Source organism: Selenihalanaerobacter shriftii (assembly GCF_900167185.1).
Classification (GTDB): domain Bacteria; phylum Bacillota; class Halanaerobiia; order Halobacteroidales; family Acetohalobiaceae; genus Selenihalanaerobacter; species Selenihalanaerobacter shriftii.
This window is the reverse complement of sequence record NZ_FUWM01000004.1, coordinates 40,643-55,299: the sequence shown is the minus strand read 5'-3', so window position 1 is coordinate 55,299 and position 14,657 is coordinate 40,643. Positions and strand designations below refer to the sequence as shown.

At 31.9% G+C, this 14,657-nt stretch carries 18 protein-coding genes and 2 other annotated features; of the genes, 16 read left to right on the top strand and 2 right to left on the bottom strand.

Annotated elements, in window-relative coordinates:
* Positions 1-34: 34 nt before the first annotated feature.
* Positions 35-1,279 (bottom strand): amidohydrolase family protein, encoded by a 1,245-nt coding sequence (locus B5D41_RS01650; protein ID WP_078808863.1) that lies wholly within the window; start codon positions 1,277-1,279, stop codon positions 35-37.
* A gap of 217 nt (positions 1,280-1,496) precedes the next feature.
* Between B5D41_RS01650 and B5D41_RS01645 the strand changes: the two genes are divergently transcribed.
* From B5D41_RS01645 to B5D41_RS01625, 5 genes are all read left to right on the top strand, one after another.
* Positions 1,497-2,012, top strand: coding sequence for a ferritin (locus B5D41_RS01645; RefSeq protein ID WP_078808862.1), 516 nt, complete (start codon positions 1,497-1,499; stop codon positions 2,010-2,012).
* A 40-nt stretch (positions 2,013-2,052) separates the two neighbouring features.
* Positions 2,053-3,171 carry a tRNA epoxyqueuosine(34) reductase QueG gene (queG, locus tag B5D41_RS01640; protein ID WP_078808861.1) on the top strand — a complete coding sequence of 373 codons (1,119 nt, stop codon included), beginning with the start codon at positions 2,053-2,055 and terminating at the stop codon, positions 3,169-3,171.
* Positions 3,172-3,377: 206 nt separating this feature from the next.
* Positions 3,378-4,346 carry a biotin synthase BioB gene (gene bioB / locus B5D41_RS01635; RefSeq protein ID WP_078808860.1) on the top strand — a complete coding sequence of 323 codons (969 nt, stop codon included), beginning with the start codon at positions 3,378-3,380 and terminating at the stop codon, positions 4,344-4,346.
* Positions 4,347-4,534: 188 nt separating this feature from the next.
* Positions 4,535-4,897: an aminotransferase class I/II-fold pyridoxal phosphate-dependent enzyme gene (locus B5D41_RS01630; protein ID WP_078808859.1), complete on the top strand. Its 363-nt coding sequence runs from the start codon at positions 4,535-4,537 to the stop codon at positions 4,895-4,897.
* On the top strand, positions 4,870-5,214 hold the full coding sequence (locus B5D41_RS01625) for an aminotransferase class III-fold pyridoxal phosphate-dependent enzyme (protein ID WP_078808858.1): 345 nt from the start codon (positions 4,870-4,872) through the stop codon (positions 5,212-5,214). Before B5D41_RS01630 ends, B5D41_RS01625 begins: the two co-directional genes overlap by 28 nt.
* 157 nt (positions 5,215-5,371) lie before the next feature.
* On the opposite strand, the gene B5D41_RS01620 is transcribed toward B5D41_RS01625, so the two are convergent.
* Positions 5,372-5,827, bottom strand: a complete 456-nt coding sequence (locus tag B5D41_RS01620; RefSeq protein WP_078808857.1) for a hypothetical protein — start codon at positions 5,825-5,827, stop codon at positions 5,372-5,374.
* 263 nt (positions 5,828-6,090) lie between these two features.
* Between B5D41_RS01620 and B5D41_RS01615 the strand changes: the two genes are divergently transcribed.
* From B5D41_RS01615 to B5D41_RS01565, 11 genes are all read left to right on the top strand, one after another.
* On the top strand, positions 6,091-6,534 hold the full coding sequence (locus B5D41_RS01615) for a rhodanese-like domain-containing protein (protein WP_078808856.1): 444 nt from the start codon (positions 6,091-6,093) through the stop codon (positions 6,532-6,534).
* A 122-nt stretch (positions 6,535-6,656) separates the two neighbouring features.
* Positions 6,657-8,222 carry a methyl-accepting chemotaxis protein gene (locus B5D41_RS01610; RefSeq protein ID WP_078808855.1) on the top strand — a complete coding sequence of 522 codons (1,566 nt, stop codon included), beginning with the start codon at positions 6,657-6,659 and terminating at the stop codon, positions 8,220-8,222.
* A 74-nt stretch (positions 8,223-8,296) separates the two neighbouring features.
* Positions 8,297-8,574 (top strand) — a binding site (T-box leader).
* Positions 8,575-8,621: 47 nt separating this feature from the next.
* Positions 8,622-8,862: a binding site (T-box leader), on the top strand.
* Between the two features lie 61 nt (positions 8,863-8,923).
* Positions 8,924-9,736 (top strand): 3-deoxy-7-phosphoheptulonate synthase, encoded by an 813-nt coding sequence (gene aroF, locus B5D41_RS01605; RefSeq protein ID WP_078808854.1) that lies wholly within the window; start codon positions 8,924-8,926, stop codon positions 9,734-9,736.
* A gap of 94 nt (positions 9,737-9,830) precedes the next feature.
* Positions 9,831-10,676, top strand: coding sequence for an MTAP family purine nucleoside phosphorylase (locus B5D41_RS01600; protein ID WP_078808853.1), 846 nt, complete (start codon positions 9,831-9,833; stop codon positions 10,674-10,676).
* A gap of 20 nt (positions 10,677-10,696) precedes the next feature.
* Positions 10,697-11,161, top strand: coding sequence for a 2-thiouracil desulfurase family protein (locus B5D41_RS01595; RefSeq protein ID WP_078808852.1), 465 nt, complete (start codon positions 10,697-10,699; stop codon positions 11,159-11,161).
* Positions 11,162-11,206: 45 nt separating this feature from the next.
* Positions 11,207-11,665, top strand: a complete 459-nt coding sequence (trmL, locus tag B5D41_RS01590) for a tRNA (uridine(34)/cytosine(34)/5-carboxymethylaminomethyluridine(34)-2'-O)-methyltransferase TrmL (protein WP_078808851.1) — start codon at positions 11,207-11,209, stop codon at positions 11,663-11,665.
* A 16-nt stretch (positions 11,666-11,681) separates the two neighbouring features.
* On the top strand, positions 11,682-12,056 hold the full coding sequence (locus B5D41_RS01585) for a YbaN family protein (protein ID WP_078808850.1): 375 nt from the start codon (positions 11,682-11,684) through the stop codon (positions 12,054-12,056).
* A gap of 98 nt (positions 12,057-12,154) precedes the next feature.
* Entirely contained in the window at positions 12,155-12,709 is a 555-nt protein-coding gene (locus B5D41_RS01580; RefSeq protein WP_078808849.1) for a hypothetical protein, read from the top strand.
* A 160-nt stretch (positions 12,710-12,869) separates the two neighbouring features.
* Positions 12,870-13,061, top strand: a complete 192-nt coding sequence (gene dmpI, locus B5D41_RS01575) for a 4-oxalocrotonate tautomerase DmpI (RefSeq protein WP_078808848.1) — start codon at positions 12,870-12,872, stop codon at positions 13,059-13,061.
* A 13-nt stretch (positions 13,062-13,074) separates the two neighbouring features.
* The gene (locus B5D41_RS01570) at positions 13,075-13,578 is read left to right on the top strand and encodes a flavin reductase family protein (protein ID WP_200806393.1); all 504 of its coding nucleotides are present in this window, start codon (positions 13,075-13,077) and stop codon (positions 13,576-13,578) included.
* Between the two features lie 109 nt (positions 13,579-13,687).
* On the top strand, positions 13,688-14,581 hold the full coding sequence (locus B5D41_RS01565; protein ID WP_078808846.1) for an MBL fold metallo-hydrolase: 894 nt from the start codon (positions 13,688-13,690) through the stop codon (positions 14,579-14,581).
* Positions 14,582-14,657: the final 76 nt, after the last annotated feature.

Sequence of the window (14,657 nt, the reverse complement as noted above, 5' to 3'; positions counted from 1 at the left end):
TAACCCCTCAGAATTCTGAGGGGTTATATTTGTTCTATGCATGCAATTCCTCATTTTTAACCTGTTGATTATTTGGACTATAAATAACTCTTTCTGGTTTCTTTAAAGTAGATAAATTTTCTAAAGGATTATCCTTAACCCCGATTAAGCTTGCTCTTTTTCCTATTTCTATACTACCTAATTCATCATTTAACTCTATTATTTCAGCATTATTATAGGTAGCTGCTTTAATGATTTCTAAAGGGCTTAGGGATGTCTGATTAAATAATTCTAACTCTCTATAATAAGAGAGTCCATGGCGAACTTGATAGGCTCCAGCATCAGTACCGATTCCTAGTTTAACCCCTAATTCTGCGGCTTTATCTATCATCTCCAACTGTAATTCATAAGTGCGTTTGATAACATCTAATCCATCTTCTGAATAATCTTGTGGCACTTTTAATTGATTAGCAACCGGTACAACAGTTGGAATCCAAGGGATTTCTTTTTCAGCTAATCTTTTTAATGACTCTTCACTTAGAAAATAACCATGCTCTAAAGTATCTACTCCTGCTTCAATAGAGACTTCTACAGCTTCATTAGAGCTGGAATGAGCCATTACTTCTAATCCTAAGTGATGTGTTAAATCAACTATATATTTTAATTCTTTGTTAGTAAACTGAACATCTCCTACTTTGCCATAGTCACTAAAGCTGACTATTCCTGAAACCAATACTTTTAATTGATCAATATCTAGTTGAGTAAGCCTACTAATTTCTGATTGAATACCCTTGCGACAGTTAATGCCAGGACCTAAGAACGAGCCATAATTGCCTTTCTTATATGCAGCCTGCCCAGTGGCAATAATCTGTGGTCCTGCAATTTCATTTTGATTTACTTTTTTCTTACTTTCTAAACCTATCTTTGCTTTATCACCGCCGTCTCTAATAGCCACTATGCCATGGTTTAAAGTATTTGCTAATTCTTTTTCAATTCTACTCTGTACTTTAGCTGGTGAATCCCATTCTTCAGTAGTCTTCTTAAAATCTATTCCATCTAAAGCTAAATGAACGTGGGAGTCAATCAATCCCGGTAATATAGTTAAATCATTTAAATCGATTTGTTGATACTCATTAATATTAGGGTAATTATTTAATCTATTCTGGGGAATGATATTTTGAATTAGTTGGTCTTCAATAATTATTGCCTGGCTATCTTGCGGTTCCTCGCCAGTACCATCGATTAGAGTACCTGCTAAGATAATTAGTTTTTCGTTAGTATCTACTTGAGTAATATTCATCTTACATTAGCCCTCCCTTGCAATTATATGGAACTTTATCTGTATTTTTTATATTCATGATTAAATGGTTAATACCTTTTTATCCAATCAGATTCTACAATATAGTCCATAGAACTGTAATAGTAATTGAGGATGATGGGAAAAGTATTATTAAGAGTGAATTTAAGATTTTTACATAATTAATTCAAAAATAGTGTATTAGGAGGGAAGATAAAATATGTTATCGAAAAAATTAGTTGATGAATTAAATGAACAATTAAAGTATGAGTTTTATTCAAGTCATTATTATATAGCCTTGGCTGCCTATTTTAGGAAGGAAGACTTAGATGGCATTGCTCATTTTTTTTTAGAGCAAGCTAAAGAAGAAAGATTTCATGCCATGAAGTACTTTGATTTTATAGATAAGATAGGGGAAGAAATCCAAATCCGTACCTTTGAGCAGCCTAAAGGTAAATTTGAGTCTATTGAAGAAGCATTTAAGGCTGTCGTAGACCATGAAGAATATATGACTGAGCGGATATATAAGATGATAAAGTGTGCACAAAATGAACATGAATATGCTACTGCCAGTTTCTTAAAATGGTTTGTTGATGAACAAGTGGAAGAAGAGCATAAAGCAAAGAATTTATTGAAGAAGGTGCAGAGAATAGTTGAAGATAGTCAAGGACTTTTAATGCTTGATAACGAATTATCCAAAAGGAGATTCACACCACCGAAAGGAACTAAGATATAGAGTAGAAGATAGAATTATAGGTGTAGAATTGAGGGGTAAGATGACATTAACAGAAGAAATTAAGAGACATGCTAAAGAGATTGGGATAGATGATATTAGAATTACAGATACAGAGCCTTTTTTAGAAATTAGAGAATTCTTAAAGAAAGCAAAAGAGCAAGGGTATCTTTCTAAATTTGTTCATGATGATTTAGAATTAATTACTGACCCTAAGCAAGTAATATCTAAAGCTAAGACAGTTATTGTCTGTGCTATTTCATATAAAGTAGAATTAGAAGATGATGAGCAATCCAATTCAGGCTTAAGAGGCAAGTTATCTAGATTTGCTTGGGGCCAAGATTATCATAGAGTATTAGGAGATAAGTTGGATCAATTAATAGATTTTTTACATACTAAATCAGATCAAGTGCAAGCTAAAAAATTTGTAGATACTGGACCGACAGTTGATCGAGCCTTAGCTCGGCGTTCAGGAATTGGCTGGCAAGGGAAGAATTGTAGTATCATTAATCCAGAATACGGTTCTTGGATCTTTATAGGCGGAGTTATTACTAACTTAGAATTAGAGATAGATTCTGAATTAGAGAAAGAATGTGGAGAATGTAGGGAATGTATTGAATCCTGTCCTACGGGAGCACTTAAAGATGATTATACATTAGATAGTAATAGATGTTTAGGCTACATTACTTTAAGTAAAGGTTATCTTGATGAAAAGGATAGGAAGAAGATAGGGACTAGATTATGGGGATGTGATACTTGTCAAGAAGTCTGTTGCCATAATCAAGAAGTAAAAAGCGGGAATCATCCAGAATTTTTACCACAGACTATAGAAGCTTATCCTCATCTACCATCTTTATTAAAATTAACAAATAAAGAATATAAAGAAAAATTCATGCCTACTCCTATGAATTGGCGGGGTAAGCGGTCCATTCAACGTAATGCTGCTGTGATTTTAGGTAACTTAAAAGATGATAAAGCAGTACCTCATTTAATAGAAGGTTTAAATGACCCTAAGCCGATTGTTAGAGCTCACTCTGCTTGGGCATTAGGAGAGATAGGTGAGGTTATTGCAGTAGAAGCATTAAAGAAGGCTTTGGATAAGGAGAAAGACCAAGAAGTAATTGGAGAGTTAGAGAAAGCAATTAATCGATTAACTAGGTAGCATTAGGATTTAATTATAAACTGATTGTTAATTGTTAACTAAAGAAGAGGTACAAATTTGCGTTAACGCATTTTAATATTGGGTTGACATACTCTGGAATTATTTATATAATAGTATTAACTTTTGATTTGCAATTATTTTTTAATTTTATTGTCAACCAATTTAATTAAATAGTTAACATAACTTTAGGAGGAGTGTTTAATAATATGGAGAGAATAGAAGAAATCTTTGATAAAGTAATGGTGGGCGAAGATATAACGGTAGAAGAAGCAAAAGAGTTAAGTAAAGTAAATGATAACCAGATATTAGATTTAATTGTCATGTCTAAAAAGATAACTGATAAATTTACCGATGGAGAGATAGACTTTTGTTCTATTGTTAATGCTAAATCCGGAAGCTGTTCTGAGGATTGTAAGTTCTGTGCTCAATCTGCTCATTATGACGTAGAGGTAACAGATTATTCAATGTTACTTGAGGATGAGATAATAGAAAAGGCTAAAAAGAAGGAAGAGCAGGGAGCAGACCATTTTGGGATAGTTACTAGTGGTAAAGGTGTAATAAGTGACGGTGAAGTACAGAAATTAATTAAAGTAATTAAACGATTGAATCAAGAGACGGATTTAAAAGTCTGTCTTTCATTAGGAACATTAAGTAAGAAGGCAGCTGAAGAATTAGCAGGTTCAGGATTAAATAGGTATCATCATAATCTAGAAACATCACGGAGTTATTTTTCAGAAATATGTACAACTCATAATTATCAAGAACGAGTAGAGACTGTTGCTAATGTCAAAGAAGTAGGATTAGAAATCTGTTGTGGTGGAATTATCGGTTTAGGTGAGAGTTTTGCAGATAGAATTGAAATGGCTTTTGAATTAAAAAGGCTGGACGTAGATTCTGTACCGATTAATATTCTTAATCCAGTAGAAGGAACTCCTCTAGAAGATAATGAAAGATTGGAACCATTAGAAATTTTAAAGACTATAGCCATATTTAGATTTATTTTGCCGGATAAGTTAATTAGATATGGTGGAGGTCGTGAAGATAATTTAAGAGATTTACAGTCTCTAGGAGTATTAGCAGGAGTGAATGGATTATTAATTGGTAACTATTTAACTACTAAAGGCCGAGAAGCAACAGAGGATATTCAAATGATTAAAGACTTAGGATTAATTTAATAAGTAAGGAGAGTAAAAATGCGGTCGGGTATTCTTTATAAAACCCGCAACTAATGTAGCAGAATTTAAAGGTGCTGAAGCAGCAATTATCTTTAATACCGGTTACATGGCTAATGTAGGAGTGCTTACCACAGCAGTAGGTGATGCTCATGGTATTGGAGTATTAGGTAAAGAAGGAGCCGGTACAGTTGAACATTTTAATCTTAAAGGCAAGAACATTTATTTATTCTACAGTTTTATCACCTGGAACTATAGCAGCGAGTCTTGCCTCGTTAGATTACCTGGGAAATAATTGCGAAATTTTGGAGGAATTATGGGGAAATATCAGATTATTAAAAACAGGTTTAACAGATTTAGGATATAAATTAGTACCTAGTCAGAGTGCAATTATCCCGATCATGATTGGAAATGAACGTGATCCCATGGAATTAAGTACAGGTTTGTTAGAAGATATATTAAAGGAGAATCATAATGAGATAGCTGCTTTAATAATTGAGCCGTTAGTTTTGGTAGAACCGGAAAGATGTTCGCTTGTGAACATGAAGATGTAATTGGTAAGATTCAGCCTAAAATAAAAGAGGTTGCAGACAAGCTAGAGGAATTTGGTGCATTAGATCATGTAGGTGATCTGCGACAGAGAGGTTTAATGATAGGTATAGAGTTAGTTAAAGATAAAGTAACTAAAGAACCATATGACTGGCAGAAAAAAATAGGGGCTAAAGTTTGTATGAAGGCTAGAGAAAAAAGAATGATTATTCGAACTTTAGGTAGTGTAGTAGTCTTTATGCCATCTTTATGTAGCACAAAGAAAGAATTACAAGATATGTTAGATATAATTTATGAATGCATAGAAGAGGTTACAGAATAAACTTTGCAATCAATAAAAGTAGTCAACATGTTCCTGAGTATTTTCTACCTGCTATATAAGTTAATTGCTTATATAGCAGGTTGCCTATTGACTTTCTTTTTATATAGGAAACTATATTTAATTTAGAAGTGTGGATAACATGTTGACTTTTTGTACTTTAAATTCCAATATCTATTAATGCTGTGATTCCTACTCCTTCTATTCTATCTATTTGATTTAATGGATTCTTAGTATTGACTGGCACTAAAGCCTTAATTCGAAAGGATCCATCTTTAAAATCACCTTCTAGTTGCGCAACTGCTTTCACCTTAGCAACTTGTTCAGATGGTCCAGAGACTTGAACAGCTCCTACATATGAGCCGGAACCAACAGTAACAATAGGAACTACTTTAGTTGCATTCTTAATTTGTACTCCGTTATTTAAGGTGAGTGTATTAATAAAACTATTGAGTGGTTTAGCAAATTTATCTACTACAAAACCTACCCCAAATAATTTTAAAAATTGCTCTCCAATATCTCCTGCTTGAATAATAGGACTATAAATCGATAAACTTCCAATAGTAATTAATAACAAAGCAACCAATATGATTTTTAAACTTGCATTATTGAACATAAACTTCCTCCTTTGTGAGTATTATTCTTATATTTATTTATTCTACATGATAATTACAACTCCCTGTATTCTTTTAATTAAATATTTTTAAATTTTTTTCTTAAGAAAGAAGGCTTTTTTGTTATATTTACTCAATATATATAATATTATGAACAATATTAATAAATTAACATAAATAAAAATAATAAATCAGAAATTGAAGCTAGAAATGTTTGTTTTTAAAATAAATTGTTTAATGTTGAACTTGAAAGGAGGTGTAAGATGTGCATAAAAAAAGATTAATTTTAGTCACTCTTGTGATAGTTATGATTTTCACGTTTTCAAGTATGGCAAGTGCTGCTTCACCTCAGGTGAAGAAAGAATTAACAAATTATCTTAATAATATTCCTGAAGATTTTGATGTAATTTTTGCTAGAGGTGTAAATTTCAAGTTGAAGACAGGTAAGGATATATTTGTATTAGATGTAAGGGAGCCGGCGGAATATAAAAGTGGACATATTCCCACAGCTGTAAATATTCCTATTCGTTCAGTAATGGATAACCTAGATCAGTTACCTAATAAAGAAACATTAATAGTGGCTTATTGTAAGACTGGGATTAGAGCAGCTTATGTTACAGAAGCATTACAAGTGTTAGGATATAATGCTAAAGATTTAGTTATGGGAATAGAAGGTTGGGAAGAATCAAATTTACCTATTCAAAAATAGTTTAAAGAATTAATAATTAGAGTCTTGACTTGATCAGTATAAGTTGAGGCTCTTAATTATAATGATTATAAAGTAATATGCAGAAGATAGAAAAAAATTAAAACAACAAAGGAGGAGGATATGTGAAATCCTTTAATATCAGCGCTACACGTAAAATGCAGTTTGCTTTTTTAATTATTGTCATTGCAATAGTAGCTAATGGTTATTTAGTATATCTTAATACAAGTAGCATACAAGAAGATGTCTTTTATATTAAAGAGAGGGCAATTCCGATTGCTAAGAATAATGCTCCTATTGAACAAAAGACAGTAGAGACTAGATTAGGGATATATAAGTGGTTAGTAGGAGAAGGTGAATTAAAAGTAGTAAAAGAAAATCTTAAAGAATTAGAAAGCTTAGTTAAAAAAGAGAAGGAGTTAGTTGAAGATAAAGATTTAACAACTGCATTGGATAATATCTTAAAAGTAAGGAAAGATTACGAGACTGCTCTTTTAAATTATACTTTAAGTAATGACCCTAAATATTATGATAAGATGAATAAATTAGGAAATAAAATTACTGAATTGACTAAACAAAATGGAGCTAAGACTTGGAATAAAGTTAATCAAGAGATAGACAATGTCTCTAAACAGGTTCAAGTTATTAAACAGAAGACAATTATATTTAGCTTAGTATGTGGCTTAATAGGAATATTAATAGGATTAATACTTAATAAAAATTTAAATACAGTAGTAAACAAGATAAAGGATGCTACTAATTCAGCTGTGGATGAAGCCCAAAAATCGAAAGAAAGAACAGACGAAATGTTAGATTCTGCTAAAGAAGTAGAGAGTTCTATAAATGATGCTTCTGAATTTGTTGAAATTATGGATGAAAATACTGATGAAGTTGCGACTGCTATTAATCAAGTTTCAAGTTCAATTGTTAATATTTCAAGTACAGTTGAAGAGCTATCTAGTAAATCACAGAATATCTTAGATTCGATTTCTGGAGTGCATGATAAGGTTGAAAAAGCTAGTAGTAGGGTAGAGCAAGGACATAATATAGTAGAGCAAGGTGTAGAATCTATATTTGCTCTTAATAATAAAATAGAAGATATTAGTGAAATGTCTAGTAGAATCATGGATATAACTGAACAGACAAATTTATTAGCTTTAAATGCTGCTATAGAAGCAGCTAGAGCTGGAGAAAAAGGACAAGGCTTTGCAGTAGTAGCAGAAGAGGTACGTGAGTTAGCTGAAATGAGTGCAGAAACTGCTGAAAATATAAAGAAAGTTATTTCTGGTATAAAAGAATCAGCCGATTCCACCATAGCTATTATGGTTGGCAAACAGGATAAAAGGAAAGCAGAAACTTATGATAACGTGCAAGGTATTTTTAATTTAATAGAAAGTGAAGTCAAAGAGATAACTGAAACAGTAAATAATATTGTAAAGGTGATAGAAGAACAGGCAGCCGGAAATCAAGAGATGACTGCTTCAACAGAAGAAATTTCAGCTACGACTGAAGAAGTTGCTAGTCAAACTGATGAAGTAGCAGAAGCTTCTTACCAATTAAAAGAGAATGTAAGTAGAATTATAGAAGCTAAAGAGATATTATTAGAAGATATTAATAATCAAGTTGAGAGCTCTAATGAACAATTAGAATCAACTGAGGCTATAGAAGATGCTAATAAACTTTTAAAGTAATAATTTATAATATTCCATATTATTCTATTGACAGTATAGTAGATAACTGTTATAATAATTAAAAATATGATAAAGAAAAGACTATGAAGGAGAAAAGTAGGTTTTAAATGATAGTAAAGCGAGCTAAGGTTAGTGGGAGCTTAGCCTAAAGTTTAATGCTGAAGTTCTCTCTGGAGTTGCTAGTTGAAATATAAGTAGACTCAGCCGGAATTCTTCCGTTATCTAGGGGATGAGATATTAAGGGTAGTCTACCCCCGTATCTTAAGTAAGGTGAATTAATTGCAGGGTTATCTATAACCTATAATTAATTAATCAGAATGGTAACGCGAATAATAAGCTCTTCGTTTCTGAATTCAGAAATGAAGAGCTTTTTTTATTTATTCTAAAATTAAATATGGTTTAAAGGCTATGAAAGAGTTAAGTAGATTAAAGGAAATCCTTTTAAGAGAGGAGATGTCATCGGCTGTAAGCATCTCTAAAGACCTTTAGTTAAAATTTCGCTCTGGAGCTGTATAACTGAAATTCAGTAAGTTATATCGGTGGAATGACCGTTAATTAAAACTAGTGAGTTACATTATAATTTTACGTAACTAATTAGGGTGGTATCACGAAATTTAGCCTATCTTGTTTCGTCCTAACGAGGAACAAGGTAGGCTTTTTATATTATTAAATCAAAAATATTAAAATTGGAGGGATAAATAATGTTAAAAGATTTAAAAGTTAAGAATCATAAAGGAGAAGTTAAGATAGGAGAGTTAAAAATCGGTAGTAATGAATTAGTAGTAATGGCTGGACCTTGTGCAGTGGAAAGTAGAGAACAGATACTTAAGGCAGCAGAAGAAGTTAAAAAGAATGGAGGTCAAATACTAAGAGGTGGAGCCTTTAAACCACGCACCTCACCATATAGTTTCCAAGGTTTAGGTGAAGAAGGGCTAAAGTTATTAGCTGAAGCTCGAGAAAAAAAAGGACTTAAAATAATTACTGAGGTAATAGATTCGGAAGCTATTGAGTTAGTAGATAATTATGCTGATATTCTGCAAATTGGTTCTCGAAATATGCAGAATTATGGTTTATTAAAGAAATTAGGAAAAGTTGATACACCAGTGATGTTAAAAAGAGGTTATGCAGCAACTATTAAAGAATGGTTATTATCAGCTGAATATATCATTTCTCATGGTAATCCAGATGTTATACTCTGTGAAAGAGGAATTAGAACATTTGAGACAGCTACACGAAATACTTTAGATTTAAATGCAATTGCTTTAGTAAAGGAGTTGACCAATTTACCAGTAATTATAGATCCAAGTCATGGAACAGGAAAAAGGAGCTTAGTTAACCCTTTAGCTAAAGCCGGGATTAGTGTAGGGGCTGATGGTATTATTGTAGAAATGCATCCTAACCCAGCAGAAGCTCTTTGTGATGGAGAGCAATCATTAACTATAAGTGATTTTGCTTTATTAATAGATGATTTAGAGAAAGTAGCTAAAGCAGTGAATAAAAGTTTGATTATTTGATAATTTTTAAAGGAAGGAATAAATGAGTATAGAATATAAAATATTAAGTATAGAGTTATATTGATTAAGCAATATACAAAAAGAGGTGTTAATTATGGCTAAAAATATTCCAAAAGCTAATTATGCAATTATTGGTGGTTCTAGTACTTACTCTTTAAGATTTCCTGAAGACTTATCTGCTGATGATGTTGAAATTCTAGAAAAAGGATTAATATTTGATACTCCATATGGAAAGAGCCCGGAGTTTAAACTATTCCAATTAGGAGAAAAGCGTGTTCTTACTTGTAAGATGCATGGTTGGAGAAAATGGCAAGAAGATTTAAGTCGTAGTGAGTCATCACAACAGATATTTTGGGTCTTTATGCAGGCGGGAGTCAAGAAAATATTTGCGGAAGGTGGAGTAGGAGCAATTAATCATCTTTTAGAACCAAGAGATGTAATTGTCCCTACTGATTATATAGATCAATCTTTAAGAAAAGATGTAGATTTAAATCAAGGTTATTTATTAATGATGAGGCAAGCCGTCTGTCCTGACCTGCATCAAGCCCTATATGGTGCATCTAAGGATAATACTATTGGTAGAGCATTTAATAGAGGGAATTATGTAGTTACTGAAGGACGACATTTTGAAAGTCCGGCTGAAATTCAGATGTATAAGCAGGCTGGGGCTGATGTTGTAGGTCAGACTATGTGTCCAGAAGTTTATTTAGCTAGAGAGATTGGTGCTTGTTATGCTGCAGTTTATTTGGTGGTGAATTATGCTGAAGGTATTGTAGAAGATTGGACTCACGATGAATTAAGTGATCTCTTTCATAATGAAGGGGAGGTAATCGGAAACATTTTATTAAATTCTTTAAGAGATATAGACTCCAAACAAGAATGTGGGTGTAATGATTTACGGAAACCAACAATGATTAAAGAGGAGAACCGTGGAGAGTAAATTTTGAAAGGGGTATAATTATGCTCTTAGTTAGTTCTTGTTTATTAGGATTTGATTGTAAATATAATGGCGAAAACAATGAAAATGAAGAGGCACTAAAGTTATTTGAAAATATACAGGTGATTCCTATTTGCCCAGAAAGTTTAGCACAGTTGCCTATTCCGCGCCCACCAGCTGAGATTCAAGAAGGGGATGGAAATGATGTATTAGATGGGCAGGCTAAAGTAATAGATAAGCATGGAAGAGATTTAACTAGTGATTTTATTGAAGGTGCATATCAAGCATTGCAACAGGCTAAGATGAATGGAGTTAACCTAGCTCTGCTTAAGGCTAGAAGTCCTTCTTGTGGTAGCTGTCAAATATATTCTGGTAATTTTGATGGAAAGTTAAAAGAAGGTGACGGAATAACAGCTGCTTTATTTAAAAGAAATGGAATCAAAGTATATACTGAAGAAGAAACAGGTCAATTATTGAATAAAATTTAATTTTAAAAAATTAAATGAACTGTATTATTAGGGAGGTAAAGGTTAGTGAATATAGTGCTTTATCAACCAGAGATTCCACCAAATACCGGTAATATTGCTAGGACTTGTGCGTGCACTGGTGCTTCATTACATTTAATTCGACCTCTAGGCTTTTCTACTGATGAGAAATCTTTAAGAAGAGCAGGGTTAGATTATTGGGATATGTTAGATGTACATTATTATGATAGTTTTGAAGAGTTAGAAGAGAAGTATCCAGATCATAATTTTTACTTTGCTACTAAGTTTGCTACTAAATTTCATACAGAGATAAAATATAAAGAAGACGATTTTTTGGTATTTGGGAAGGAAACAGCTGGATTACCTGATGTAATTACTGAACATTATAGTGAGAATTGTATTAGAATTCCTATGATAGGAGATGCCCGTTCCTTAAATTTAGCTAATTCAGTCTGTGTTGTTTTATATGAATCTTTAAGACAACTGGAGTTTAGGGATTTAACTTAAGGTGAGAGGAGAGACGATGAAGAATTTTGTTAGAATTCTATTGATTATTATAGGAAGTATTTCTGTATTGCTTGGCATAATAGGAGTAATATTACCTGTTATCCCTACTACTCCTTTTTTATTACTTGCTGCTATATGCTATGCGAGAAGCTCAGAAAGATTTTATAATTGGCTTTTAAGTAATAAACTATTGGGCAGATTTATTAAGGATTACCGTGAAGGGAAAGGGATACCTTTAAAAGCGAAAATTTTGGCTATTTCTATGTTGTGGATAAGTATGGGAATAACAGTTATATTTATAATTCCTAAATTATTTGTAAAGATTTTATTGACATTAATAGCAGGTAGTGTCACTTTTTATATTCTCTCTATAAAGACTTATATACAATAAAAAAATTAATATATTAATTTATGTCCTTGTTGAATACTTTAGCACTAATTGTTACAGACTAATGATTAAATAAAGTTAAATTAAAGGGGGATAAATTAATGAGTCATAAGTTATTAAGTCGAGGTTTGGTAATAGCTATTATAATAACGATGTTAGCATTTGCGGTAGTAGGTTGTGCATCGCCTCAAAACACAAATGACCCGAATACTACTGAAGATAATACTCAGGATCAGGCAGGAGACCAAGCAGAAGCTCAGCAGAATAATCAACAGAATCAGGAAAGAATAGCAGAATTAGAAGAGAAATTACAATTAGTAACTCAGGACAACTCTGAAGGTGGTTGTACTGCTGGATGTCATCAAGGAGAATATAATTTGCAAAATCAGATTAAAGATATTGAAGGACACCCTGATGTGGAAGCCAGTAGTTTAGAAGAATGCTTGCAGTGTCATGCCAGTGGAGAACTTGCTTTTAAAACTGTAATTCATAAATCACACCTTATAGAAGGAGAACATTATACAGAAGATTACGATAAGAATTGTATCAACTGTCATAACATTTCTGAAGATGGTGAAATTACTGTTGATGGTTTAGATAACCAAGAGAATGGTAATGATGCAAATAATACTGAAGACGAGAATAACCAAGGATAAAGGTTAAAATTTACCGCCTAGCTATTTTAAAGTAGTTAGGCTTTTTTATTTTTAAATATTATTTTGCAGGTTTTATTAGTAAAAGTATAGAAAATAATTAAAAATTGTTAATTATTTATTAGTAATGAAATAGTATTATTATAATGGGAGGTGATTTTATATGCCAATTATTACTGTAGATGGACCTGAATTAACTAAAGAACAAAAGAAAGAGTTAATTGAATCATTCACTAAGACTGCTAGTAATGTTATAGAGTTACCAGAAGAAGCATTTGTAGTATTGATTAAAGAGATGGAAGCTGATAATGTTGGAGTTGGTGGTGAAATTTTAGCAGAAAAACATGGAGAGTAAAGGAGGCTTTCTTTTGCAAAAAGTTGCATATGATGAGTATATTAAAGAGGCTACAGAATCTTTAACTAAAGGAGCCTTTCTAACTGTTAAGTCTGCAGATGATCTCAATACAATGACAATTGGTTGGGGGAGTATTGGTTACATCTGGGGAAAACCAATCTTGATGGTAATGGTTAGGAAGTCTCGTTATACTTTTCAATTAATTGAAAAGGCAGATGAATTTACGGTTAGTATTCCTTTAAATGAAGGAATGGAAGAGGAATTAAAATTCTGTGGCACTAAATCAGGTAGAGATTATGATAAGTTTAGTGAATGCAACTTAAATACATTAGCAGGTCAAAAAGTAGATACTCCAGTTATTAGTGGTTGTAATTTGCATTATGAATGTGAGATTAAATTTAAGCAGGTTATGGATGCAGCAAAATTAGATTTTGATTATGATGAAGAATGGTATCCTAAAAAGGATTATCATACTTTTTACTTTGGAGAGATTGTAAGTTGTTATTTGACAGAGTAAAATCTCCCCTGAATCGGATCTTAATTCGGTTCAGGGTAATTTTTTAGTATTGATAAATAATAGAAGTAGTTTTCAGTTAATTTTTAAATTATGATAATGAGGTGAGAATATGGAATTAAAACAAGTTAAAGAACGAGTAAACTATATAGCAAGTCCGACTAATTTAGGAGTTATAGAGGCAGATACAGGTGTAGTCTTAATAGATAGCGGTGTTGATGACAGTGTAGGAAAGAGAGTATTAAAGATTCTAGAAAAGGAAGGATTTGAAGTGCAAGCCATAATTAATACACATTCTCATGCTGATCATTGTGGTGGTAATGCATATATAAAAGAAGAGACAGGAGTTGAAATTTATGCTCCTCAAATAGAAGCAGGCATTATACAAGCACCTTATTTAGAACCTCTTTATCTTTTTTCAGGAGCCAGTCCTATTGAAGAGCTAAAAAACAAATTTTTGATGGCAAAACCTTCACAGGTAGATAATATTCTGGATGGAGATAAAGAGAGATTAACTATAGGCAATACCAATCTGAAATCAATTCCATTGTCAGGACATTCTCCTAATCAAATTGGTATTGAAATTGAGGATGTTTTATTCTGTGCAGATTCTATTTTTTCTAAAGCTGTTTTAAGAAAACATAAGATTCCTTTTTATACTGATATAGATAGTCAAAAAGAAACTTTAAGTTTTCTTAAAAATAGTGATTATGAATCATATATTCCATCCCATGGTAAGCCTATAGATAATATTGATGAACTAGTTGAGGCTAATTTAGAAGTTATTGAAGAGGTAGAAGAATATATTTTAGAAGTTTTAGTTGATAAACAGACAACAGAGAATATTTTAAAAGAGTTAGTGACTCATTTAAAAATCAAATTAGAAAGGAATCAACAATATTTTTTAATGAAGACAGCTACTATGGCTTATCTTAGCTCTTTATATAATAGAGATAAACTAGAATCAAGTATAGAAAATAATTTGTTATTATGGAAAAGAAAATAATAATTCAGTATAATATTTTAATCATATGATCAAAAGGTTTGAATTAGAAAATAAATAATTAATATTTTAAAAACTG